18 protein-coding genes, 1 tRNA gene and 1 CRISPR repeat array are annotated in these 25,526 nt (G+C 49.3%); of the genes, 6 read left to right on the top strand and 13 right to left on the bottom strand.

Features of this window, described 5'->3' with window-relative positions; all coding sequences use genetic code 11:
• Position 1: 1 nt before the first annotated feature.
• The 7 genes from dmsB to lrp all read right to left on the bottom strand — a co-directional run bounded on the left by dmsB (position 2) and on the right by lrp (position 11,401).
• Positions 2–619 carry a dimethylsulfoxide reductase iron-sulfur subunit DmsB gene (dmsB, locus tag C0K55_RS06025; protein WP_000213098.1) on the bottom strand — a complete coding sequence of 206 codons (618 nt, stop codon included), beginning with the start codon at positions 617–619 and terminating at the stop codon, positions 2–4.
• 10 nt (positions 620–629) lie between these two features.
• Positions 630–3,074, bottom strand: coding sequence for a dimethylsulfoxide reductase subunit A (gene dmsA / locus C0K55_RS06030; protein WP_001516102.1), 2,445 nt, complete (start codon positions 3,072–3,074; stop codon positions 630–632).
• Positions 3,075–3,312: 238 nt separating this feature from the next.
• Complete coding sequence (gene serS, locus C0K55_RS06035; protein WP_000886683.1) at positions 3,313–4,605, bottom strand: serine--tRNA ligase; 1,293 nt, start codon at positions 4,603–4,605, stop codon at positions 3,313–3,315.
• Between the two features lie 90 nt (positions 4,606–4,695).
• Positions 4,696–6,039 carry a replication-associated recombination protein RarA gene (gene rarA, locus C0K55_RS06040; RefSeq protein WP_000067764.1) on the bottom strand — a complete coding sequence of 448 codons (1,344 nt, stop codon included), beginning with the start codon at positions 6,037–6,039 and terminating at the stop codon, positions 4,696–4,698.
• A gap of 9 nt (positions 6,040–6,048) precedes the next feature.
• The gene (lolA, locus tag C0K55_RS06045) at positions 6,049–6,660 is read right to left on the bottom strand and encodes an outer membrane lipoprotein chaperone LolA (protein WP_001516101.1); all 612 of its coding nucleotides are present in this window, start codon (positions 6,658–6,660) and stop codon (positions 6,049–6,051) included.
• A gap of 158 nt (positions 6,661–6,818) precedes the next feature.
• Positions 6,819–10,772 (bottom strand): DNA translocase FtsK, encoded by a 3,954-nt coding sequence (gene ftsK / locus C0K55_RS06050; protein ID WP_105283163.1) that lies wholly within the window; start codon positions 10,770–10,772, stop codon positions 6,819–6,821.
• Between the two features lie 134 nt (positions 10,773–10,906).
• Positions 10,907–11,401, bottom strand: coding sequence for a leucine-responsive transcriptional regulator Lrp (gene lrp, locus C0K55_RS06055; RefSeq protein ID WP_000228473.1), 495 nt, complete (start codon positions 11,399–11,401; stop codon positions 10,907–10,909).
• Positions 11,402–11,945: 544 nt separating this feature from the next.
• Here lrp and trxB point away from each other — a divergent pair.
• From trxB to C0K55_RS06090, 6 genes are all read left to right on the top strand, one after another.
• Positions 11,946–12,911 carry a thioredoxin-disulfide reductase gene (trxB, locus tag C0K55_RS06065; RefSeq protein ID WP_000537399.1) on the top strand — a complete coding sequence of 322 codons (966 nt, stop codon included), beginning with the start codon at positions 11,946–11,948 and terminating at the stop codon, positions 12,909–12,911.
• Between the two features lie 122 nt (positions 12,912–13,033).
• Positions 13,034–14,800 (top strand): heme ABC transporter permease/ATP-binding protein CydD, encoded by a 1,767-nt coding sequence (gene cydD, locus C0K55_RS06070; RefSeq protein ID WP_105266790.1) that lies wholly within the window; start codon positions 13,034–13,036, stop codon positions 14,798–14,800.
• Complete coding sequence (gene cydC / locus C0K55_RS06075; protein ID WP_001202150.1) at positions 14,801–16,522, top strand: heme ABC transporter ATP-binding protein/permease CydC; 1,722 nt, start codon at positions 14,801–14,803, stop codon at positions 16,520–16,522. It abuts the gene before it with no gap.
• A gap of 44 nt (positions 16,523–16,566) precedes the next feature.
• Positions 16,567–17,271 carry a leucyl/phenylalanyl-tRNA--protein transferase gene (gene aat / locus C0K55_RS06080; protein ID WP_061090897.1) on the top strand — a complete coding sequence of 235 codons (705 nt, stop codon included), beginning with the start codon at positions 16,567–16,569 and terminating at the stop codon, positions 17,269–17,271.
• A 284-nt stretch (positions 17,272–17,555) separates the two neighbouring features.
• Complete coding sequence (infA, locus tag C0K55_RS06085) at positions 17,556–17,774, top strand: translation initiation factor IF-1 (protein WP_001040187.1); 219 nt, start codon at positions 17,556–17,558, stop codon at positions 17,772–17,774.
• 107 nt (positions 17,775–17,881) lie between these two features.
• Positions 17,882–18,209: direct repeats of the CRISPR family, unit length 28 nt; unit sequence TTTCTAAGCTGCCTGTGCGGCAGTGAAC.
• A gap of 340 nt (positions 18,210–18,549) precedes the next feature.
• Positions 18,550–18,637, top strand: a tRNA-Ser gene (locus C0K55_RS06090).
• Between the two features lie 121 nt (positions 18,638–18,758).
• Here the strand turns inward: C0K55_RS06090 and C0K55_RS06095 are convergent.
• From C0K55_RS06095 to csy3, 6 genes are all read right to left on the bottom strand, one after another.
• A complete protein-coding gene (locus C0K55_RS06095) occupies positions 18,759–19,778 on the bottom strand; it encodes a fimbrial protein (RefSeq protein WP_061090898.1) in 1,020 nt (339 codons plus the stop codon).
• 11 nt (positions 19,779–19,789) lie between these two features.
• Positions 19,790–22,276 carry a fimbrial biogenesis outer membrane usher protein gene (locus C0K55_RS06100; RefSeq protein WP_061090899.1) on the bottom strand — a complete coding sequence of 829 codons (2,487 nt, stop codon included), beginning with the start codon at positions 22,274–22,276 and terminating at the stop codon, positions 19,790–19,792.
• 14 nt (positions 22,277–22,290) lie between these two features.
• On the bottom strand, positions 22,291–22,971 hold the full coding sequence (locus C0K55_RS06105) for a fimbrial assembly chaperone (RefSeq protein WP_061090900.1): 681 nt from the start codon (positions 22,969–22,971) through the stop codon (positions 22,291–22,293).
• A 55-nt stretch (positions 22,972–23,026) separates the two neighbouring features.
• Complete coding sequence (gene yehD / locus C0K55_RS06110; protein ID WP_061090901.1) at positions 23,027–23,569, bottom strand: fimbrial protein YehD; 543 nt, start codon at positions 23,567–23,569, stop codon at positions 23,027–23,029.
• A gap of 380 nt (positions 23,570–23,949) precedes the next feature.
• The gene (gene cas6f, locus C0K55_RS06115) at positions 23,950–24,504 is read right to left on the bottom strand and encodes a type I-F CRISPR-associated endoribonuclease Cas6/Csy4 (protein ID WP_105266421.1); all 555 of its coding nucleotides are present in this window, start codon (positions 24,502–24,504) and stop codon (positions 23,950–23,952) included.
• A 10-nt stretch (positions 24,505–24,514) separates the two neighbouring features.
• The gene (csy3, locus tag C0K55_RS06120) at positions 24,515–25,516 is read right to left on the bottom strand and encodes a type I-F CRISPR-associated protein Csy3 (RefSeq protein WP_061090903.1); all 1,002 of its coding nucleotides are present in this window, start codon (positions 25,514–25,516) and stop codon (positions 24,515–24,517) included.
• Positions 25,517–25,526: the final 10 nt, after the last annotated feature.

Consider the following 25,526-nt stretch of genomic DNA (forward strand, 5'->3'; position numbering starts at 1 on the left):
CTCACACCTCCTTCGGATTTGCCAGGTAGCCAGTGGTATCCCCGGTTGGGCGGCTGTTGGCGTTAGGTTTGATCACAATATTTGGTTTGGTAAAGTGCGCTCTTGGCAACGGCGCAACGGCGGCCAGATCGCCATGTTTTTTACGCAACTCGTCGATAGGGCCGAAATCCAGCGCCCGCAGCGGGCAAGACTCGACACAGATCGGTTTTTTACCTTCCGCGACACGATCATAACAACCATCACATTTGGTCATATGTCCTTTGGTTTCGTTGTACTGTGGCGCACCATACGGGCAAGCCATATGGCAGTAACGACAGCCAATACACACATCTTCATCGACAACGACAAAACCATCTTCACGTTTATGCATCGCGCCGCTCGGGCAGACTTTGGTACACGCCGGATCTTCGCAGTGATTACATGAAATCGAGAGATAGTAGGCAAATACGTTCTGATGCCAGACGCCGTTATCTTCCTGCCAGTCGCCGCCCGCATATTCATAAATTCGGCGGAAGCTGACTTCTGGTGTCAAATCTTTGTAGTCTTTACAAGCCAGTTCGCAGGTTTTGCAACCGGTGCAACGACTGGAATCAATAAAAAATCCATACTGGGTTGTCATCGGTTACTCCTTACACCTTTTCAACCTGAACGAGGTTTGTATGTGACGGATTCCCCTTGGCGAGAGGAGATGGGCGTTGAGTGGTCAGTACGTTGATACAACCGCCCTGATCAACACGTTTCGCATCGGGGTCATACCAGGCACCTTCACCCAATGCGACCACGCCCGGCATCATTCGTGGCGTTACTTTCGCCTCAATATGAACCTCACCGCGATCGTTAAAGATCCGCACCTTATCGCCATTGTTGATACCGCGTTTTTGCGCATCAATTGGGTTGATCCACATTTCCTGGCGACAAGCCGCTTTCAGCACATCAACGTTACCGTAGGTGGAGTGCACACGAGATTTGTAGTGGAAACCAGTAAGTTGCAGCGGATACTGTTTATTCAGCGGATCCTGATAACTTTCAAAGCCCGGCGTGTAGATCGGCAGTGGATCGATCACATCGCCTTCTGGCAATTCCCAGGTAGCTGCAATATCAGCCAGTGCCTGTGAATAGATCTCAATTTTGCCCGATGGCGTGGTCAATGGATTTGCCTGCGGATCTTCCCGGAAGGCTTTATAAGCAACGTGATGCCCTTGTGGATCACGCTTTTTAAAGATCCCCTGCTTACGAAACTCTTCAAAGGTCGGCAATTCAGGAATCGCTTCTCGCGACTGGGCATACAGGTGGCGCATCCACTCTTCCTGGGTACGCCCTTCAGTAAACTGTTGCTCGACGCCAAGGCGTTTTGCCAGTTCGCTGGTCATCTCATAGATGGTCTTACATTCAAAGCGCGGTTTAATCACCTGGTCATTGAAAATTACGTAGGACATATTTCCGCAGGAAGCATCCAGCGCAAAGTCCATCTGCTCAGAGGCGGTGCAATCCGGCAACAGGATGTCAGCATATTTTGCTGATGAGGTCATGTGGCAGTCGATAACTACAATCAATTCGCACTTCTTATCATCCTGAAGGATTTCATGGGTGCGGTTGATTTCCGAGTGCTGGTTAATCAGGCAGTTACCGGCATAGTTCCAGATCATCTTAATCGGAACATCCAGCTTATCTTTACCGCGCACACCATCACGCAGCGCTGTCATTTCCGGACCGCGTTCAATCGCATCGGTCCACATAAACATGGAAATGCTGGTTTGGATCGGGTTTTCGAGGGTCGGCATACGGACAAACGGTAAGCTGTATGAGCCTTCGCGCGCCCCGGTGTTGCCACCGTTAATACCGACGTTACCGGTGAGGATCGCCAGCATTGAGATAGCACGAGTGGCGATTTCACCGTTAGCGTGGCGTTGTGGTCCCCAACCCTGGCTGATAAACGCCGGTTTAGTGCTGCCAATTTCCCGCGCCAGTTTGATGATTTTGTCCGCCGGAATACCCGTAATTTGCGAAGCCCATTCCGGCGTTTTAGCAACGCCGTCCGGCCCTTCACCCAGAATGTAGGCTTTATAGTGACCGTTTTTCGGCGCACTGGCAGGCAACGTTTTTTCGTCGTAACCGACACAATATTTATCGAGAAACTCTTGATCAACCAGGTTTTCAGTGATCATGACATATGCCAGACCATTAACCAGTGCGGCATCTGTTCCCGGACGGATCGGGATCCATTCATCTTCGCGCCCGGCACCGGTGTCTGTATAGCGCGGATCGATAATGATCATGCGAGCATTTGATTTCTGACGCGCCTGTTCGAGGTAATAAGTCACCCCGCCGCCGCTCATTCGCGTTTCGCCCGGGTTATTACCAAACAGTACCACCAGCTTACTGTTTTCAATATCTGACGGGCTGTTGCCATCAGCCCAGCCGCCGTAGGTATAGTTCAGACCTTCCGCAATTTGCGCGGAGGAGTAGTCACCATAATGGTTCAGGTAACCGCCACAGCAGTTCATTAAACGCGCCACCAGGGTATTTCCCGGTGGCCAGGAGCGGGTCATGGTGCCGCCCAGCGTACCTGTACCATAGTTCAGATAGATGGATTCGTTGCCATATTCTTTAATCAGACGCTGCATATTAGTAGCGATAATGTCGTAGGCTTCTTCCCAGCTAATGCGCTCAAATTTGCCTTCACCACGCGCCCCTACCCGTTTCATCGGATATTTCAGACGATCAGGATTATAAACGCGACGACGCATGGAACGCCCACGCAGACAGGCGCGCACCTGATGCAGGCCGTCGTAATTGTCATCACCGGTATTATCCGTTTCGACGTATTTGATCTCACCGTCCACGACATGCATACGTAGCGGGCAGCGGCTGCCACAGTTAACTGTACAGGCGCTCCAGACAACCTTCTCGTCAGAATTTGCCGCAATGGCGTTATCGACAGCGTGCGCTATTCGACTAAAAGGTAATGTTAATGCGCTGCTGGCCATCGCCAGGCCGCCGATCGCTGTCGTTTTTACCAAACCACGGCGACTCACCTCAGCAGCCAATACCGCATCAGGGATTTTCGTTTTCATAATGGCTCACTCAAGCTTGCTTACGATTGATTCCAGTAACAAACCGTATTGTGTAATTATTTTTATAGCGGTGCGCTATATAGGCTTGTATACATCGAATGATTTGAAAATCAACGAGATAGATAGATTTTCACTCGAAAGTAGTATTACGCGTAAGTGAAATGTAATTATTGTTTGGTATCAAAAAGAGACAAAAAAAGCGCCCGTAGGCGCTTTTTAGATTCGGCATATTTAGATATTAGCCAATATATTCCAGTCCGTTCATGTACGGACGCAGAACTTCTGGTACTTCAATACGGCCATCAGCCTGCTGATAGTTTTCCATTACCGCAACCAACGTACGACCAACAGCCAGACCAGAACCGTTCAGGGTATGAACCAGACGGGTTTTCTTGTCTGACTTGCTGCGGCAACGTGCCTGCATACGACGTGCCTGGAAATCCCAGACGTTAGAGCAGGAAGAGATCTCGCGGTAGGTGTTCTGTGCCGGGATCCATACTTCCAGGTCGTAAGTTTTGCAAGCGCCAAAGCCCATGTCGCCAGTGCAAAGAATGATTTTACGGTACGGCAGACCCAGCAGTTGCAGGACTTTTTCTGCATGACCGGTCATCTCTTCCAGTGCCGCCATAGAGTCTTCCGGACGCACGATCTGAACCATTTCAACTTTGTCGAACTGGTGCATACGGATCAGGCCGCGAGTGTCACGACCATAAGAACCAGCTTCAGAACGGAAGCACGGTGTATGGGCGGTCATCTTAATTGGCAGATCATCTTCATCGATGATTTCACCGCGCACCAAGTTGGTCAGCGGAACTTCCGCCGTCGGGATCAGCGCGTAGTTACTGGTGTCAGCTTCTTCTTCCAGCGGACGAGTATGGAACAGGTCACCAGCAAATTTCGGCAACTGACCAGTACCGTACAGCGTGTCCTGGTTAACCAGATACGGGACATAGTTTTCGCTATAGCCATGCTGCTCGGTGTGCAGATCCAGCATAAACTGCGACAGCGCACGGTGCATGCGAGCGATTTGCCCTTTCATCACCACAAAGCGCGAACCGGTCAGCTTAACTGCTGCTGCAAAGTCAAGACCCGAGTGCATTTCACCCAGCGTCACGTGGTCACGAACTTCAAAGTCAAACTCGCGCGGGGTGCCCCAGCGGCTAACTTCAACGTTGTCATTTTCGTCTTTACCTACCGGCACTTCATCTGCAGGCAGGTTAGGGATTGTCAGCGCGATATCGCGAATTTCAGCCTGTAAAGCATCCAGCTCGGCTTTTGCTGCATCCAGCTCTTCGCCCAGTTTGTTCACTTCCAGACGTAAAGGCTCAATATCTTCCCCGCGCGCTTTCGCCTGGCCAATGGATTTCGATCGGGAGTTACGCTCCGCTTGCAGGTTTTCCGTTTTGACCTGCAATACTTTACGACGCTCTTCAAGAGCGCCCAGCTTATCTACATCCAGCTTAAAGCCCCGGCGTGCCAGTTTTTCAGCGACTGCGTCTGGCTCATTACGCAGCAGATTGGGATCGAGCATGCTTATCCTGTGCTTATCGAATTAAATGGGAGATGTGGCCACAGCCTGCGACCACAGGGATACAGTAACAACATTACCGCAACGATAACATTAACGGTAGCGTTTTATGGGGCTATTTTGATCCTGTTCAGCCAGCCAGGCGAGCTTTTCGCCAATCTTGCCTTCAAGGCCTCTGTTGGTCGGGAAATAATAGCGTGTTTGTGCTATTTCCGGCGGGAAGTAAACCTCACCGGCGGCATAAGCGTTTGCTTCATCATGAGCGTAACGATATTCCTGCCCGTAGCCCATTTCCTTCATCAGTTTGGTCGGCGCATTGCGCAAGTGAACTGGCACGTCATAATCAGGACGTTCGCGAGCATCGGCCAGCGCGGCTTTAAACGCAGTATACACAGCGTTACTTTTTGGTGCGCAAGCCAGATAAACAATCGCTTGGGCAATGGCGCGCTCGCCCTCTGCCGGACCCACGCGGGTAAAGCAATCCCAGGCAGCTATTGCCACCTGCATCGCACGCGGATCAGCATTGCCGACATCTTCCGACGCTATTGCAAGGCAGCGACGTGCGACATATAACGGATCGCCACCGGCAGTAATAATTCGCGCATACCAGTAAAGCGCCGCATCGGGGGCGCTACCGCGCACAGATTTATGCAGCGCGGAAATCAGATCGTAAAAGCGATCGCCTTTGTTATCGAAGCGGGCACTGCGCTCACCGGCGATTTCCGTCAATAATTCTGTCTTCAGAACACGTTTACCGCTGTTATCGACTTCGGCCATATCCGCCATCATTTCCAGCGTATTTAACGCCCGGCGCGCATCGCCATTCACCAGTTCAGCAATCGCCCGACGCGTCTCATCTGGCAGAACAATATCTTGCCCACCGTAACCGCGGGTTTTGTCTTCCATCGCCTGAGTCAGTACTTGCTCAATATCCTCTGTGCTAAGGGATTTCAGCAGATAAACTCGGGCACGGGAAAGCAATGCCGAGTTAAGTTCAAACGACGGGTTTTCAGTCGTCGCGCCAATGAAAGTGATGGTGCCATCTTCAATATGCGGTAGAAAAGCATCCTGCTGACTTTTGTTGAAGCGGTGAACTTCATCAACAAACAGAATGGTGCGCCGACCGGCATTGCGGTTCTGCCGCGCTCGCTCGATTGCCTCGCGAATCTCTTTAACGCCAGAGGTGACGGCTGAAATACGTTCCACATCAGCATTCGCATAGCGGGCAATGACTTCTGCGAGGGTCGTTTTACCAGTACCGGGTGGCCCCCAGAGGATCATGGAATGCAAGTGCCCCGCTTCGATAGCACGCGGCAACGGTTTCCCCGCAGCCAGCAAATGCTGCTGGCCGATATACTGTGCTAAATTTTCTGGCCGCATACGCGCGGCCAGAGGTTGAAAAGTATTATCCGAAAAATCGAGCGACAGATTGCTCACTCAGGGCCTCTACTTACGTTGGTCATCTACCGTTACGCCTTGCGGCGGGGTGAAGGTAAATTTCGCTGCATCCACAGCACCGTTTTGCTGGGATTTCAGTTGATAACTACTGCGCTGATCGTCCTGCTCTACCGCACTAAACTGATGGATCGTACCATCGCGCCCCACATTAATGGTGAATTGCTTCAGATTGCCATTGCTGGCTTTCGGCGTCAGGATAAAGTCATCGCCATTCTGTTTGATGTTGTATTGCTGCCAGTCACTGGACTGGTTACGGGCAATCAGCATAAACGGCGTATTGCCGGTGGCATCTTTCAGCCAGGTTGCCGTGGCTTGTTCAACAAAGGGATTATAGAACCACAGTGTTTTACCGTCAGAAACCAGAACACTTTCATCCGGCTGAGTCATATGCCAGTTAAACAGATTAGGGCGTTTCACCCATAAATCCCCCTGACCTTCCTGTACAGCAGCGCCGCTACCGTCAGTGACCTTTTGCGTAAAGCTGGCATGGAAACTGCTGACTTTATCCAGGCGGCTTTTCAGATCGCTTGCGGCGTCAGCCCAAACGCTGCTCGCCACGAAGCTTGAGAGTAATGCACAGGTGATGGCAATTTTTTTCATCATTGTTCCTCAAATTACGTCACTCCCAAACGGGAGTTCCCTCTACTCTCTATTCCAGGCTAATAATCAGCTTGAGGAAAGAAGAAAATACTGAATTTTCAGTTGATGGAGTGCCGGATGCAACGTTATCACGTCTTATCCGGCCTACGATTCACCAATTAGTCAAATGGCGGTGGGGCCAGCACTTCACGATTACCGTTGTGACCCTGTTCGCTGACGATCCCCTGCGCTTCCATCTGTTCTACGATGCGTGCGGCACGGTTGTAACCGATGCGGAACTGACGCTGAACACCGGAAATAGACGCTTTGCGTTTTTCAGTGACAAACGCCACCGCCTGATCGAACAACGGATCCAGCTCTTCAGCACCGTCAAAACCACCCGCACCACCTTCACTTTCGCTGTCGGAAGTGATGCCGTCAACATACTGCGGACGACCACGGGCTTTCCAGTCCTGCACCACCGCATGTACTTCCTGATCGCGAACAAAGGCACCGTGAACACGTACTGGCATGGTGGAGTTAGGCCCGGAGTAGAGCATATCCCCCATTCCCAGTAGCGATTCTGCGCCAGCCTGATCAAGAATGGTACGTGAGTCGATCTTGCTGGATACCGTGAAGGCGATACGGGTCGGAATGTTCGCTTTAATCAGACCAGTAATAACATCAACCGAAGGACGTTGCGTTGCCAGTACGAGGTGGATACCCGCGGCACGGGCTTTTTGCGCCAGACGTGCAATCAGCTCTTCCACTTTTTTACCCACCGTCATCATCAGGTCTGCAAATTCGTCCACCAGCACCACGATATACGGCTCTTTTTTCAGCACCGGATGCTGTGCATCCATACTATCGCCCGGCTTCCAGTACGGATCTGGAATTGGCCGCATCATACGATCAGCTTCAGCAATTTTTTCGTTATAACCTGCCAGGTTACGCACACCCAGTGCCGACATCAGCTTATAACGACGTTCCATCTCGTTGACACACCAGCGCAGAGCATTCGCTGCATCTTTCATGTCGGTAACGACTTCCGTTAACAGATGCGGGATACCTTCATAAACCGAAAGCTCCAGCATTTTCGGGTCGATCATGATGAAACGCACATCTTCCGGCTGCGCTTTATAGAGCATACTCAGGATCATAGCGTTCACACCGACAGACTTACCGGAACCGGTAGTCCCCGCAACCAATAAGTGCGGCATTTTCGCCAGATCGGCAACCACCGGCTCACCGGCAATATCTTTACCCAATACAATCGTCAACGGTGATGGATTATCACGGAACCTGGCGTTATCCAGCACTTCGCGCAAATAAACGGTCTGGCGTTTTTTATTCGGTAATTCCAGACCTACATAAGGTTTACCTGGGATTACTTCAACTACACGGACTGCCACTGTTGATAACGAACGGGCAAGGTCACGTGACAAGTTAGAAATACGCGCGGCTTTTACACCCGGTGCCAGGTTCAGTTCAAAGCGAGTGATAACTGGCCCTGGTGAGTAGTTAACAACATCGGCTTTAATGCGGAAATCAGCCAGGCGCGCCTCCACCAGACGTGCCATTTGTTCGAGCGCAAAGGTATCTACTGGCTCCACTTCGCTCGGCGGCGGCGTCAACAAATCCAGCGATGGCAACGGCGTTGTCGGCTTGTGCAACGGACGACTGTCGCCATTGCGCATTAACAGCGGATGAAGCAGGGTATCCTGCGGCTGCGGCACGACTGGTTGCTGCGGCTGTTGATACTGCGGCTGCGGCGCGACCGGTTGTTGCGGCTGCTGATATTGCGGCTGCGGCGCGACCGGTTGTTGCGGCTGTTGATACTGCGGCTGCGGCGCGACCGGTTGTTGCGGCTGTTGATACTGCGGCTGCGGCGCGACCGGTTGTTGCGGCTGCTGATATTGCGGCTGCGGCGCGACCGGTTGTTGCGGCTGCTGAACAGGTTCAACAATTGGCGTAAACAGCGGCTCGTGTGGACCATCATCCACTAATGCTTTCATCGGTGAAAATTCAAAATCATCCAGCGAGAACGGATTCGCCCCCGCAGGTTGTTCACCGGAATAACGTTGCTGCTGTGTCTGGACGAACTGACGAGCCAGTTCTGCCTCTGCAGCGGCATCTATTTCATCTTCCGGGTTAACTGGCACATCATGCTGATACTGTTCACCATAGCGTTGCTGCTGCGTCTGGGCGAACTGACGAGCCAGTTCATCCTGCTGCATTGCATCTATTTCATCATCGTTATACTGCCCGGCAGAATCGTACTGGTTGCGCTGCGCTTCACGTGCCTTCTCTTCCGCTGCACGCTGTGAGGGCAGCTTAATACCGTATGACGCCAGTTCACGACGCGTCGGAACACGAATACGCTTCGGCCTTGGCAACTGAGGGCCAATACCCTCTTTCACTTGCGGGCGCGGTCCACCGCTATTTGACAGGCTGAAGACAGGTGCAGCCACCGTCGCTGCGGCTCCCGTTGCCAGGGTCGCTTTCTTCACGCCAGATGCCAGCGGTGAGACTGCGGCTGCGGATTCTACCGGCGGCACTGCTGCAACACCTGGTCGTGCCAAAACAGGCTTGACCGGTTCTGGTTCTTTAACCGGTTCAGGAATCGGTTGATACCAGGCCGCAAGTTGCTCACGTTCACGCGCACGCTTCTCTTCCACTTCTTCAAAATAGTAAAGTGGCGGACGTGCAGGCTTTGTCTCTTCAACAACAGGTTCCGGTTCAACGACAGGCTGCTGTTCAACAGGTTGTGGCTGTTGATACAACGGCTCTTGAACGGTCGGCTGCTGATAAGTTTGCCCCGGCTGGTAAGTAGGTTGTGGAGCAAAAGTGGATTGCGATTCTTCAGCTTGCCAGGTGTTACCAACCACCGGTTGTTCCGGCGCAGGCGCATAATATGGCTGCTGAGGCTGCGCCGGTTGTTGCAGCGATTCGTTATATTGCACCGCAGGCTGCACATATTGCGGTTGCTGCGGGTAACCTTCGGATACAGGTGCAATTATCGGTTCACCCGCTTGCGGTCCAGGAACAGGTTGCCAGGCCACTGTGGGCTGTGTTGGTGAAATATCAACAGGTGCAGATGGTGGTGTCTGGGTTACCGGTTCAACCGGCGCAACCCAGCTTTGTGTCACAGTGGTCGCAGCCGCTGCAGCAGCTACAGGTTCGGTAATCGGCGCACCATTTAATAACGGATCGTATTCGTCATATTCTGGCTGCGTTGCACGATTGCCCGAAAAGAGGACGTCATCAGGATCGGCGGCGACACCGCGCGCCGTGTAGGTAATTTCTTCTTCATCATCCATCCGCTTGCCGGAGAACAACGCAGCGTCAGTTTTCCGCCCCATCGGATTAATGAATTTTTCGGCCAGACGTTTACGACGCGCTAATGCGCCACGAAGGATCCGGGCACGGCGCGACTCATGTTGTTTGCCGTGACTCTCATCTTCATACTCTTCGTCGTCTTCATACTCATCTTCATCAACCCAGGTATCGTCGCGACGAGTACGGTTACTGGCAAATGTGAGAATGTTTAAAATCCAGCCGCCCAGTTTTTCGGCAATAGTCACCCAGGACCAACCGGTAAACAGCGTCAGGCCTGCCGCCCAGACGCAAAGCAGCGCAATCGTTCCCCCACTACTGTGTAACAGTGGCTGCAGCGTAGTGCTTAATAAACTCCCGATTACGCCACCGGAGGCAAAATACCAGATATCGTCAGCATTGATCGCCGCCAGACCACAGGAAGTAAGAATGATCGCCAGCACACCAATAATGCGCAGCGAGACGGCAAAATAATCAATGTATTCGTCGCTGGCCTGCTGACGCCAGGCAAACCAACAGCCACCGATGATAATGACGGGGATGGTGTAAGCCATGACGCCGAAAATGAAGAACAGGGTATCGGCCAGCCATGCGCCAGGTGCCCCACCTAAATTATGGATAGGCTCATGCCAGGCCGTTTGTGACCAACTGGGATCCGAAGGATTAAAGCTTAATAAAGCTGCCATCAACCAGACGGCAAACAGAACAATAAGAATCAGCAACGCCTCCAGAAGTCGGCGCCCGCTGCTTAACTTTGTCAATGTGACTTCTTTGTCTTCAGTGTATTCCTGGCTCAAGAAAGGCTCTCCAGGTTACAGGCTTTTCCTGCCCGATGCTAAAACGGACAACAGTACCAGGTTACCCCAGTACTGTTGCTGTATGGATTAACAGGAGTGTAATCAAAATACGCCGATTTTGCACCTGTTCCGTGTTAGCGCGTCTTAATAACCAGACGATTACTCTGCTTGACTTCTTCCATAACAACGTATGTCCGTGTGTCATTGACGCCAGGCAGACGCAGCAGAGTTTCCCCCAACAGCTTACGATAAGCTGACATATCCGGCACGCGTGTTTTCAACAGGTAGTCGAAATCACCAGATACTAAATGACACTCCTGAATTTCTTCAAGTTTTTGTACAGCGGTATTGAATTGTTCAAACACATCCGGAGCGCCACGATTCAGAGTAATCTCAACGAATACCAGAAGTGATGCATCCAGATAATGCGGGTTCAACAGCGCCGTATAGCCCTGAATAAACCCTTGTCTTTCCAGCCGACGCACACGCTCAAGGCACGGCGTTGGGGAAAGTCCCACACGTTTAGAAAGCTCGACGTTAGAAATACGCCCATCCTTTTGCAACTCATTAAGAATGTTACGATCGATACGGTCGAGATCTTTGCCAGGGCGCTTCTTGCTATCTACCATTATTATTGTCTCTCTGTATTCCTTCCCTACTCCTGTCTGACCCTGAAAACATCACTGTCCAGAGTCGCTACCCGTCACGATAGACCGAAATCATTAAGATTCACGGCGCGCAATGCCTGGGTCTACGGTGAGAAGACCGTTGCCTTGTGGCAGCTATCGACATCACGAATGGCGTCTGTCCACGCCATGCGTAGATTTCACTAGCACGGTAAACATGGTATTTACATGCATGATTATGCGCATATAAGAATACTGTTTTTTTCTTCCTCGAATGTTTTCGCAAAACGCCAGGTGATTGTCAAAGCAAAACATCGTTTTTTAGTACAACATGCCAGATATTCATTAACAGTCGCGTTTAATCATCATTTAATCGGCTTATAAACCGGAAAAATTAAGTAGCAGAGGTGATAATGACAGAAGAATTTGACACGCTTATCGCTTTTGACGATTGCACAAATCGTTAACAAAATCGTCATACTCTTTTTTTACGCCTGTAAATTCCCTACAATCCTGCCTATTGTCTGCCAACAACTATGGGGATCTCATGGGCACGACCAAACACAGTAAACTGCTTATCCTGGGTTCAGGCCCGGCGGGCTATACCGCTGCTGTCTACGCGGCACGCGCCAACCTGCAACCGGTGCTGATCACCGGCATGGAAAAAGGCGGCCAACTGACCACCACCACGGAAGTGGAAAACTGGCCAGGCGATGCAAACGATCTGACCGGACCGTTGTTAATGGAGCGCATGCATGAACATGCCACCAAATTTGAAACTGAAATCATCTTTGATCACATCAACAAAGTGGATTTGCAGAATCGTCCGTTTCGCCTGACTGGCGACAGCGGCGAATACACTTGCGATGCGCTGATTATTGCCACCGGGGCTTCTGCACGCTATCTCGGCCTGCCCTCTGAAGAGGCTTTTAAAGGTCGTGGTGTCTCTGCCTGTGCGACTTGCGATGGATTCTTCTATCGTAACCAAAAAGTAGCGGTTATCGGCGGCGGCAATACTGCGGTTGAAGAGGCGCTGTATCTGTCTAACATCGCTTCCGAAGTACATTTGATCCACCGCCGCGATAGTTTCCGCGCAGAAAAAATCCTCATTAAGCGTCTGATGGATAAAGTGGAGAACGGCAACATCATTCTGCACACCAACCGCACGCTGGAAGAAGTGACTGGCGATCAGATGGGCGTCACAGGCGTTCGTCTGCGCGATACGCAAAACAGCGATAACATCGAATCACTCGACGTTGCTGGCCTGTTTGTTGCTATCGGCCACAGTCCGAACACCGCCATTTTTGAAGGGCAACTGGAACTGGAAAACGGCTACATCAAAGTACAGTCGGGTATTCATGGCAATGCCACCCAGACCAGTATCCCGGGCGTGTTTGCCGCAGGTGATGTAATGGATCACATTTATCGCCAGGCCATTACTTCTGCTGGTACAGGTTGCATGGCGGCACTTGATGCTGAACGCTACCTCGACGGTTTATACGGCGAAAAATAATTTTACATATCAGTAACAAAAGTAAAAAAGGCGACTCCATGCGACTATGGGTCGCCTTTATTATTTCCCCGTTGTAACATTGCCCTGCAAAAAATTCTGATAACTCACCTGCTAAGCGTGCAATGAATAAATCCCGTCAAAAAGAGTTAACCCGCTGGTTAAAACAGCAAAGCGTCATCTCCCAACGTTGGCTGAATATTTCTCGTCTGCTGGGCTTTGTGAGCGGCATATTAATAATTGCCCAGGCCTGGTGCATGGCGCGTATTCTGCAACATGTGATTATGGAGAATATTCCCCGCGAAGCCCTGCTGCTTCCCTTTACTTTACTGGTACTGACCTTTGTGCTGCGCGCATGGGTGGTCTGGTTACGCGAACGGGTGGGTTATCACGCCGGGCAGCATATCCGTTTTGCCATTCGCCGCCAGGTTCTCGACCGCCTGCAACAAGCAGGGCCTGCATGGATTCAGGGCAAGCCAGCCGGGAGTTGGGCGACGCTGGTACTTGAGCAAATTGACGATATGCATGATTACTATGCTCGCTACCTGCCGCAAATGGCGCTGGCGGTATCAGTGCCGCTACTGATTGTGGTCGCGATCTTCCCTTCTAACTGGGCTGCGGCGCTCATTCTGCTGGGCACCGCTCCATTAATCCCGTTATTTATGGCTTTGGTTGGGATGGGCGCAGCCGATGCGAACCGACGTAACTTTCTCGCGCTTGCTCGCTTAAGTGGACATTTCCTCGATCGCCTGCGCGGCATGGAAACACTGCGTATTTTTGGTCGTGGTGAAGCCGAAATTGAAAGCATTCGTTCTGCTTCGGAAGATTTCCGTCAACGGACGATGGAGGTGCTGCGACTGGCATTTTTATCCTCCGGCATTCTGGAATTCTTCACCTCGCTGTCAATTGCTCTGGTAGCGGTCTACTTTGGTTTCTCCTACCTCGGTGAGCTGGATTTTGGTCACTACGATACTGGGGTGACGCTGGCTGCGGGTTTTCTCGCACTCATCCTTGCGCCAGAGTTTTTCCAGCCATTACGCGATCTCGGTACGTTTTATCATGCTAAAGCCCAGGCGGTTGGCGCAGCCGACAGCCTGAAAACGTTTATGGAAACCCCACTCGCTCATCCACAACGCGGTGAGGCGGAGTTAGCGTCTAACGATCCGGTGACCATTGAAGCCGAGGATCTGTTTATCACTTCACCAGAAGGTAAAACGCTGGTCGGCCCGCTGAATTTTACTCTGCCAGCAGGCCAACGTGCGGTGTTAGTTGGTCGTAGCGGTTCAGGTAAAAGCTCACTATTGAATGCGCTTTCCGGTTTTCTTTCCTATCAGGGATCGCTACGAGTCAACGGCATAGAATTGAGCAATTTATCACCGGAATCGTGGCGCAAACATCTCTCCTGGGTTGGGCAGAATCCGCAATTACCGGCGGCAACACTACGGGATAACGTACTGCTAGCGCGACCTGATGCCAGCGAACAAGAGTTACAAACAGCACTGGATAACGCGTGGGTCAGTGAGTTTCTACCGCTCCTGCCACAAGGTGTTGATACGCCTGTTGGCGACCAGGCAGCCCGCCTTTCCGTGGGTCAGGCGCAACGCGTGGCGGTGGCTCGTGCGTTACTAAATCCCTGCTCGCTATTACTGTTGGATGAACCCGCTGCCAGCCTTGATGCTCACAGCGAGCAGCGCGTGATGGAAGCACTGAATGCCGCCTCACTGCGCCAGACTACGTTAATGGTCACCCACCAGTTAGAAGATCTTGCTGACTGGGATGCCATTTGGGTAATGCAGGATGGTCAGATTGTCGAGCAAGGACGTTATGCGGAGTTAAGCGTGGCTAACGGTCCTTTCGCCACATTACTGGCCCATCGTCAGGAGGAGATTTAAATGCGCGCTTTGCTACCCTATCTGGCACTGTATAAACGCCATAAGTGGATGTTAAGCCTCGGTATTGTGCTGGCGATTATTACTCTGCTCGCCAGTATCGGTCTGTTAACACTTTCCGGCTGGTTCCTCTCCGCATCGGCTGTAGCCGGTGTCGCAGGCCTGTATAGTTTTAACTATATGCTGCCCGCCGCAGGTGTGCGTGGCGCGGCAATCACCCGTACCGCCGGTCGCTATTTTGAACGACTGGTGAGTCATGACGCGACTTTCCGCGTATTGCAGCATCTGCGCATTTACACCTTCAGCAAACTATTGCCACTCTCCCCTGCCGGGCTGGCCCGCTATCGCCAGGGTGAATTACTCAACCGTGTCGTGGCGGATGTTGATACGCTCGACCATCTTTATCTGCGCGTTATTTCGCCGCTGGTAGGCGCTTTTGTGGTGATTATGGTGGTGACCGTCGGGTTAAGCTTCCTTGATTTCACCCTCGCCTTTACGCTGGGCGGCATTATGTTGCTGACGTTGTTCCTGATGCCTCCGCTGTTTTATCGCGCCGGAAAGAGCACTGGGCAAAATCTGACTCACCTTCGCGGTCAGTATCGCCAACAATTAACCGCATGGCTGCAAGGGCAAGCCGAGCTGACCATTTTTGGCGCCAGCGATCGTTATCGCACGCAGTTAGAGAATACCGAAATTCAGTGGCTGGAAGCGCAACGCCGCCAGTCCGAACTGACCGCGTTATCACAAGCGATTATGCTGCTGATTGGCGCGCTGGCGGTGATCCTGATGCTATGGATGGCCTCCGGTGGCGTTGGTAGTAATAATCAGCCTGGCGCGTTAATTGCGCTGTTTGTCTTCTGCGCGTTAGCTGCATTTGAAGCGCTGACTCCGGTGACTGGCGCATTTCAGCATCTGGGGCAAGTGATTGCCTCTGCCGTGCGAATCACTGACTTAACGGACCAAAAGCCGGAAGTTACCTTTCCTGATACCCAATCCAGTGTTGCCGATCAGGTATCCCTGACATTACGTGATGTTCAGTTCACTTATCCGGAACAATCACAACAAGCGCTTAAAGGGATTTCCCTTCAGGCAAACGCCGGAGAACATATTGCGATTCTCGGGCGAACCGGATGCGGCAAATCAACTCTGTTACAACTGCTGACTCGCGCATGGGATCCACAACAAGGCGAGATTCTGCTTAACGGTAGCCCCATTGCCAGCCTGAACGAAGCGACTCTGCGCCAGACCATCAGCGTTGTGCCGCAGCGTGTGCATCTGTTTAGCGCCACGCTGCGAGATAATCTATTACTCGCTTCGCCTGGCAGTAGTGATGAGGCTCTGGCGGAGATCTTGCGCCGCGTCGGTCTGGAGAAATTGCTCGAAGATGCAGGACTCAACAGTTGGTTAGGTGAAGGCGGACGTCAACTCTCTGGTGGTGAACTGCGCCGTCTGGCTATCGCCCGCGCACTATTGCACAATGCGCCGCTGGTATTGCTGGACGAACCTACCGAAGGTTTAGATGCCACAACAGAAAGTCAGATCCTTGAATTACTTGCAGAAATGATGCGTGAGAAAACGGTGTTAATGGTCACTCACCGACTTCGCGGACTCTCTCATTTCCAGCAAATAATAGTGATGGACAACGGGCAAATTATTGAGCAAGGTACTCACGCAGAACTGCTTGCCAGACAGGGGCGTTATTACCAGTTTAAGCAGGGTTTGTAAGCTATTATTGAACGATCCGACTTGCGTAGTGGAGTTTTGCGGTCATGCGCCTGGTTCAGCTTTCTCGCCATTCAATAGCCTTCCCTTCTCCGGAAGGCGCATTACGTGAGCCTAACGGCCTGCTGGCGCTGGGGGGCGATCTTAGCCCCGCGCGCCTGTTAATGGCTTATCAGCGTGGTATTTTCCCATGGTTTTCTCCTGGCGACCCCATTCTCTGGTGGTCGCCGGATCCACGCGCAGTATTATGGCCGGAATCACTGCACATCAGTCGCAGTATGAAACGATTTCATAAACGCTCGCTTTACCGTGTCACGATGAATCATGCCTTTGGTCAGGTCATTGAAGGCTGTGCCAGCGATCGCGAAGAAGGAACCTGGATTACGCGCGATGTGATTGAAGCCTACCACCGCTTACACGAGCTGGGTCATGCCCACTCCATTGAAGTCTGGCATGAAGACGAGCTTGTCGGCGGCATATATGGCGTAGCGCAGGGAACGCTATTTTGTGGCGAATCGATGTTCAGCCGGATGGAAAATGCGTCCAAAACGGCGCTCATGATCTTCTGCGAAGAATTTATCCGTCATGGCGGCAAAATGATCGACTGCCAGGTGCTTAATGATCACACGGCTTCGCTTGGAGCCTGCGAAATTCCCCGGCGGGATTACCTCAATTACCTCAATCAAATGCGCCCGGAACGATTACCGAATAATTTCTGGGTGCCGCGGCAATTGTTTTCGCCACAGAAATGAATGTTTTCGGCACATTTCTCTCCAGAGTGTTATAATTGCGCTCGCAGAGTTGGTTACGCTCATTACTCCGCTGCCGATAAGGAATTTTTCGCGTCAGGTAACGCCCATCGTTTATCTCACCGTTCCCTTATACGTTGCGCTTTTGGTGCGGCTTAGCCGTGTGTTTTCGGAGTTATGTGCCAAACCTGTTTGTTGCGATTTAGCGCGCAAATCTTTACTTATTTACAGAACTTCGGCATTATCTTGCCGGTTCAAATTACGGTAGTGATACCCCAGAGGATTAGATGGCCAAAGAAGACAATATTGAAATGCAAGGTACTGTTCTTGAAACGTTACCTAACACCATGTTCCGCGTAGAGTTAGAAAACGGTCACGTGGTTACTGCACACATCTCCGGTAAAATGCGCAAAAACTACATCCGCATCCTGACGGGCGACAAAGTGACTGTTGAACTGACCCCGTACGACCTGAGCAAAGGCCGCATTGTCTTCCGTAGTCGCTGATTGTTTTGCCGCCTGACGGGCGAAGAGAAAGAACGAGTAAAAGGTCGGTTTAACCGGCCTTTTTTGCGCCCGGGATTAAGGAAGAAAATAAATATTGGGGTATGGATTTTAAAAACTGCCTGTACGGCAGTGAACATTACGGACAACCAGGCGAAAATGTTCTCCGTTTTCTAAGCTGCCTGTGCGGCAGTGAACAGTGTGTTTTATTGATCCCGCTGAAACTACTTTTTCTAAGCTGCCTGTGCGGCAGTGAACGTAATACCTGCGGCGGCGCGTTCCCACGGATCTTTCTAAGCTGCCTGTGCGGCAGTGAACTTAACTTTATATACAGACTTATCACTGCCAGCTTTCTAAGCTGCCTGTGCGGCAGTGAACTAGCGCCGCTATGCTGAACGCTGGGCAAAATTTTTCTAAGCTGCCTGTGCGGCAGTGAACTGAAATAATAGCAGACTATCCGATTGATTTACTGTTAAAAATCACAAAATCACAGGTTCATACCCTTTTTCGAGACGTCAAAATAGTAATAAACAAAATCAATGAGTTACATGTCACTCTAAAAAATGGGTCGATTGGTATTTCTTCACTCTCATATTTCCCTCGTAGCTTTTGATAAACAATTGATCAGAACGCATACGACCATAATCTCGGGCGAATGAATCGTGTGTTCATTGCGTAACCAAACAAATCAATCTAAATAAATTCTTCTTGACCGTTTTGCTCCAACTCCCTATAGTAGCGCCCCGTTGCCCCCCATGTGGTAAGGCAGCAAAAATTTGGTGAGGTGTCCGAGTGGCTGAAGGAGCACGCCTGGAAAGTGTGTATACGGCAACGTATCCGGGGTTCGAATCCCCGCCTCACCGCCATATTTTAAGAAGAGCTCGTACGAAAGTACGGGCTTTTTTTTCGCATTAATGCGCCTTAAATAAAAAACACGTACTTCCTCTTCGAAAGTACGTGAAAATCAGTGGCTGATTACTATACCCACTAGTCGTAGGATACGGCAAATATGGCTTTGCTTTGGACTTCTCCTGGCTGTAGTGCTTCCTCATTCACGCGGACATATTTCGCGGTAATCGGGAAGGTGTACTGATTCTCAATGGCCGCCATTTTAGTTAATTTGTTCATCAGGGTATCACCCAACTTTAACGGTGTCGTTGCGTTACCATTATAAATCTGGAACCCAACCCCCTTAGCACCATTAAGCGATGTGTTTTTCAGAATGGTTCCACTATCATCCCATTCACCGCGCGCAACTTTAAAAGTCACTGGATTAGTCGTGACGTTATAAACACTGTCACAATTTAAAACCAGATCTATAGAACCTGATTTTGTGTTATTGGCAGATTGCATCTCACTTATCGTTGTTTCTGGCATTCTTATTTCGTAAGTCGGTTGCGAGAAACTACAGGTTGTAGGTTTGTGTTTTGTTATATTAACATTTAAATTCTGTTGATAAGCAGCATCTGTTGGTAACCTATTGCTCACATAACATATAAAATAAAAGATAATGTTTTGATAGCAAAAATTAGTTGCTGAACCATTTTCAAATGGAAAGACAACCGCAGGAGCATTCAAGATGAATGAATTAGAATATACTGTTTGAACATTCGCATTACTGTCAGGCGATTTTATATATGAAGCTGTTAATGCTATGCTTTTATTATTAATAGTATCGTTAACTGAATAAGTCTTCCTGCCTCCCGTATCAACAGGAAATCCATCTCCGACATCAAGATTAAACTTAATATAAATTGATTGATTGTTGTTTTGATTTTCTTTTATCTCTACAACATAATTATCCAATGTCTTAAGCACATTTACCTTATCTTGAGTCGAATTACATGTGAATTCCCCCGTCAGATTAGGAGAAAATGTAACCGTCCCATTTCCCGTTGTTAGGTCTAAATTTACGCCCTGTATGGCAGTAGAATTTCCGTTGATAGTACATTTAGCCTGCCCCCAAAATGGCAAAGCCAGTAGAAACAAAAACCAATATTTCTTCATAAACAAATCCTTTAACGACAAATATAAACTTTATTCTCATCAATAACGTTATCAAAGGTAATAGTGCAGAATTGTTCCTGCTGTTTATTAACCGAGACGCGAATCGACGCGGGAACATCATTGGTGCGAATAAATATCCGGCTTCCCTGTCCTACTAAGCCCACATTATTGCCGCTTTCATCTTCAACCTCATAACCAAACGGCAACGGAGAGCCATCAGGGCGTTGGGAGATGAAATACCAGGGCTTGCGTTTATCAGTCTCAAACTGCGTCATCACTACCGCACCACGATAAGGAACGGTGTTTTTACGGTTACCCAGTAGCGCCACATCGCTTTTACTGTCGGCAATATCCAACATCAACGTATTTTCACGATACGGCGTCAGGTTGTCATAAATAGCGTAGCCTCTGCTATCCGTGGTCAGGTAACGATATCCCTGCACCGCCGCTCCCTCCAGTCCCGGCGCTTTGACGATGGCGAACGTATCGGAAAGTCTGGGAGCCTGTGCCACCCCGTCCGACCACGCGACTAAACCGCCTTGAATATTACCGCTAACTTGTTGATATCTTTTCGACTGGCTATAGCTGCCACCAATAGTCGCCAATGGCGCACGCCAGGTCAGGTTTGCACCTGCTGTTGTTTCGCTGCCCTGGTGTTGATGGCTTAAGTTAGCCCCGTAGCTGAACTGATCGCGACTCCCCGCTACACCGCTGAGGCTGGTATTATTCGACCGATAGCCGTCTTTATCAAAAGTGGTCGAGTTAGAAACAAATAAATCTCGTCGTTTTTCAGTGATTCCATCGCCCCACGAGAAGGGAATTGAGAAATATAAGTTAATGCGTCTATCTTCGCGGTTATCTTCATCGTAGGTCTGGCTAACAGACAAGGTATAACTAAGGCGTTCCCAGGAGTTCGAATAGCTGAGTTGATAATCTTTCCCTGTCCCGCTGCGTTCCCAATAATCCCGCCATTGACCACTGACCGACAGATATCCCCAATTTTCCGGTAATGACTGGTTTATATTTACAGAAAAGCTGTTCTTACGACCAAAATCGTACTGATAATAGTCGGCGATATCATAAACTGAGTCATCTTCTCGATTATAACTTTTCCTGTTATTTGCCCACACGTGATCGTTAAAAGTACGATAATCCCGAGAAGAATAACGCCAGGCCGCCAGCGAAAATTGCGTTCCACTTTGAGAGAGATATTTGTTCCAGGCAATCTGATAACTTTGACCATTAAACACATCACCGTTATCTTGTTCACTATGGGAATGGGTAAAATCAACCGATACAGCACCAATCGGTGTATTCCATCCCGTGCCGAGAACAAACGATGAGTAATTATCAGACAACTGCGTGCCAGCATAGAGAGTCAGCAAATTATTAAGGCCATACTGATAGCTTCCCTGAATAAAATCTGACTGATCGCTGGCTCCCTCGATACGACTACGTCCGGCAGCAAATTCATATTTCGAAACGCCCGGTTGCAACATATTTGGTACAGATGAATAAGGTACACGATAACGCGATACCGAACCGTCAGCTTCTTTAACGGTAACTTCCAGATCTGCACCACCACCAGCAAGTTGCAAATCATCAATGGCGAATGGACCTGGCGGAACCTCTTTCTGGTAAACCACAAAGCCATTTTGTTCGATAGTGACAAGTGCGTTACTTTGGGCAACACCACGCACCACTGGAGTAAAATTCTGTTTAGAGTTCGGCAACATCTGCATATCGCGCCATAGGCGTACACCGCGAAAACGCACGGAGTCAAAAACATCAGAACCGGTATACATTTCACCAGCACGCAATGTGCCAAGAATTTGTGGAATTCCGCGCTCCAGATATAACGTGTTACTCTTCCATTTACCGCTGCTCTCGTCACTTTTCGTATAATTGGCATTTGAATGCAACTGCCAGCCCAGAAGATTCAAACCACTATTCAGATTTAAATAGCTACTTTTATTATCTCCTCCGTGCTTATAATTACTGTAATACTGACTGGCATAATAAGACGTATATAATGCGTTAATCCCGCGATCCCATGCCTCAGGCGGGACATATCCGCGTTCATACTCAACGACATAGGCTTGGGGTACACTTAACTTCAGGTTAAAATGCCCAATATCATAGTCAACGCTGCCGCCCTGTACCGCTTCCCGAAGTGGTACACATTCCACGCTTTTATCGATATTAATGCCTTCAGTGAGGATACCTATTTGCTTTAACTGCTCCCAGGATAAACATGTTGCATCTGGATCGTCTTTAATATCGACATTATAATGTCCGCGCCACTGATTATTCAGGTATACATCCATATCATAGATACCGGGCATCGGCTTATTACTATCGATATGATAGTCAGAAATTTTTTCCCCATTTAATCCGCCAATCATAAAATGGGTGTCAAATGTTTCATCTTCCGCCCATGCAGGCGAAGTAGCCAACACCGACAGGATCGCCAGCGTAATAGAATTAAGTTTAGACATAATCAATCCCTGATCTATTTGACGGTTTTCACTTTTTCACTCAAATAGTTTCCATGATCATCAATCAACGTAACATTGTACTGGCTAACAACGGAAGATGTGGTGACGGTCTGTTCTGACCAGGGTGCTAGTACCAGCGTTTCTTTATTTAATTTGGTATTACCTTTCAGTTCAGGAATAGTTATCCAGTTCGCTGAATTATTTTTTATATTAATACCATTACTGACAGTTCTTATATTCAGTCGAGAAAAACTTCCTTTATCGACACCAGCTATACCTTCCGGACGATAAATAAATTTGATGCGGTTTTGCATCGCGAATTTAATCTGGTTTTTACCTTCATTTTTCTCACTATTAGGTGGAATGTCCAGAACATTGAGAAAGAACAAGCTTTCGCGATCTTTAGGTAGGGTATTCGCCAATTTTTTGATCTTGAGTTGTTGTCCCTCGCCACCTTTTACGTGAGTTACCGGTGGCGTCAACACGAACGGGACGTGAATTTTTTCTGGAGGCTGGCTGGTATCGCCATCATCAATCCATGACTGAACCAGGGCGCTACGATTACCTTCATTCATTAACTGAACGGTAATCTCTTTTTTCTGTTCTGGATAAATAACACGAGTGCCGTAGATATAGACACCACCCCACGCAGGCGTGACCATGCCGGCCAGCAAGAAGGCTATTAATTTTTTCATGATAACAATCCTTGTTATTGAAAATCGGCGACCGAAGCCGCCGATAAACACGGTATCAATCTGTCACGACAGTCATTGTCAGTGCAGAGTTAACCGGGCCAGCCTTCACTTCAGTATCTACTGCCGCGTATTTCGCCCTGAAATTCAACTCATATGTATTATTTTCGTTTTTTACTAGATGAATATAGTCATCACCTTTAATCTGTTGAGATTGACCGTCCGCCCCCTCATAATAGACAGCAAAACCAGCACCATTTTCTTCTGCGGTGTTACGAGTAATACCACTATTGCCCACGTCAAATTGGTCCCTGGAGAAAGTAATTTTAGGTGCATTGTCTCCCGTGCATATAACTTTCAGCGGTAAAATTGTTGTATTTGAATAAGCGTCGTGAATATAGCCTGCATCCTTACCTTGAAATTGATCAGCCCCAATCTCGTTCATCGTAATTGTTGCAGTAGTTGAACCATCGAATTGACAAGTAGTTCCTGCGATATTACCGGTAATAATCAACTCGCCCTGTTGATTCCCTTCCGCAGCATTCCCTGCACTCATAAAAAGAGAAGATAATACTGCAACTGCAATAATTGAACGTTTCATAGTCTATTCCTTAACTAATTTATTCCAGGTGGTTAAGAGTCTTTGTCCTCTCGGAAATGAATTTCGCAAATTACATTTTTTATCGCAATGTAAACAAGTTGTTTTTGTGATTTAAATCAAACTGTCAAAAATACGTAACAAATAAAAAATACCCATGGAAACATTTACCTTGTTTACTATTCGGCATTATTTGATGTCATTACAAGGTAGATTAATACGTATAATTAATTGCAGATTGCTTGTTTTAAATAAATATCCATATACTGATGAAAGTGTAGGGCATTGAATTCTTTATTCTATTTCCAGCCAGAAATCGGCTTTTCAATAGACAAAAAGACCTGACGGTAAGGCCAGGTCTTTTATACATTACAACTAACCAATCAAAACCAGGGAATAGTAGCGGTTGCGCTTAATCCATAACTACTGAATACCCCTTTAACCGGTTCTGTACGCAATTCCCCGTGTCGGATAAACAGCTTGAACTGTTGCTGACTCGATAAACTCTTCATATTGAGAAAGGGTAAATCGGTCCGCCGTTCAGTTTGCGTCGCCAGTCGCTCAATTGCCTGTTCTTTAGTGAGCCAGCCCTTTTTTACTGAACGCCTTAACAGACGCAGGGGGTTACTTTTAACCTGCACACGGCTTACCACTCGCCAGCCTTTTATTTCAGGAATAGGAGTGACAGGTGAACATTGGCAATAGTCCGTAAGTCCTTTACGCCACGTTGAGGCTTCAAGCGCCTGCAATGCCGGGGCGCTGCCGTGTAAGCGTAAACGCGCTCCCGGCGTAACATTCACGTCCGGGAAACTCACGCCGATATCACCTTGCCCTCTTGCGCCTAATGCCCGGTGCAATTTGGCAAATAACGCTGCCATCAACATTTCACTCGAAAATTCAGGATCTGGCAGAACGCGGATCTCAAGGTAGTGCTCCATTGGCAGCTCCTTATTCCGCTTTCTCACCAAAAACACCGCCACGGATCAGCACTGCCATCACGTAGTGCTGCTGATCAACGTCTGGTTTCACTCCTTTAGTCACCCAATTGTCCAGTAAAGTGTAAAAATCGAGTTTTTCTTTCGGTTGGCGGCAAGCAACGCCTCGGCTGGTTACAGAGCCATAAGGCTCCACGGCGATAGCCCCCAACTCATCAACCTTCGGATGCCAGGTGTCAATAGTACGTAAAGCGTTGCCAATTTTTTGGGAGTGAATACCAGCAATGCCTGCAACCTGGTACAACACGCGACTTTTGCTACTGTTGCTGTCGAGCACCAGTTCCTGTGATGGGAAGACTTCTTGCCCGGCACCGAGGCGAACCTGCGCTTCAACGGTAAGCATCACCCACTCTTTTCCGCTCAATCCTTGTTCAATCGTTGACGCCAGTTTTGTGACGCTACTCTGGCCCTGATCAAATTGACGTAAAGAGAAGTCATGGCTGTTAAAAGTCCATGATTTGTCGTTAGCGGTGACTTTCACCTGAATTTGCTCGGCACCGATACGGTTACGCCACAGAAAACGACCATTTGCCAGATTCAGGGCATAGCGAAGCGCCAGCTCTTTAAAGCCATGTTCGCTGATATAACCTTCAATAACGTCGGAAAGCGCCTCCTGATAGGCCATATCATTACATACTGAAGGTGAGGATAAATTACCCAGCACGCGCAGCGTAAACATCACTTTTAGTGTATCCGCATCAACCGGAAGTGCTGCCACATCTACCCGCTGCAAGTTGGCTTTTTGGATTTCTGCATTCAACTTTAACTCATTACTGGAAATTGCATCTTTCAGGCGATTGGAGATGGTTCCGCGAACGGCTTTCTCCTGAATCTCAATAGGTTGCCATTCATTTCCTTGCCAGTTACCTGCGTACATCACCGCGTCAGAGGTTGCCAGTTTGCGCTCAAATGCCAGTACTGACGCCGTTTTTACTGCTACAGGGGCCTTTGCCATAATTATGTCC

It is taken from the genome of Escherichia sp. MOD1-EC6098 (genome assembly GCF_002965865.1).
Classification (GTDB): domain Bacteria; phylum Pseudomonadota; class Gammaproteobacteria; order Enterobacterales; family Enterobacteriaceae; genus Escherichia; species Escherichia marmotae.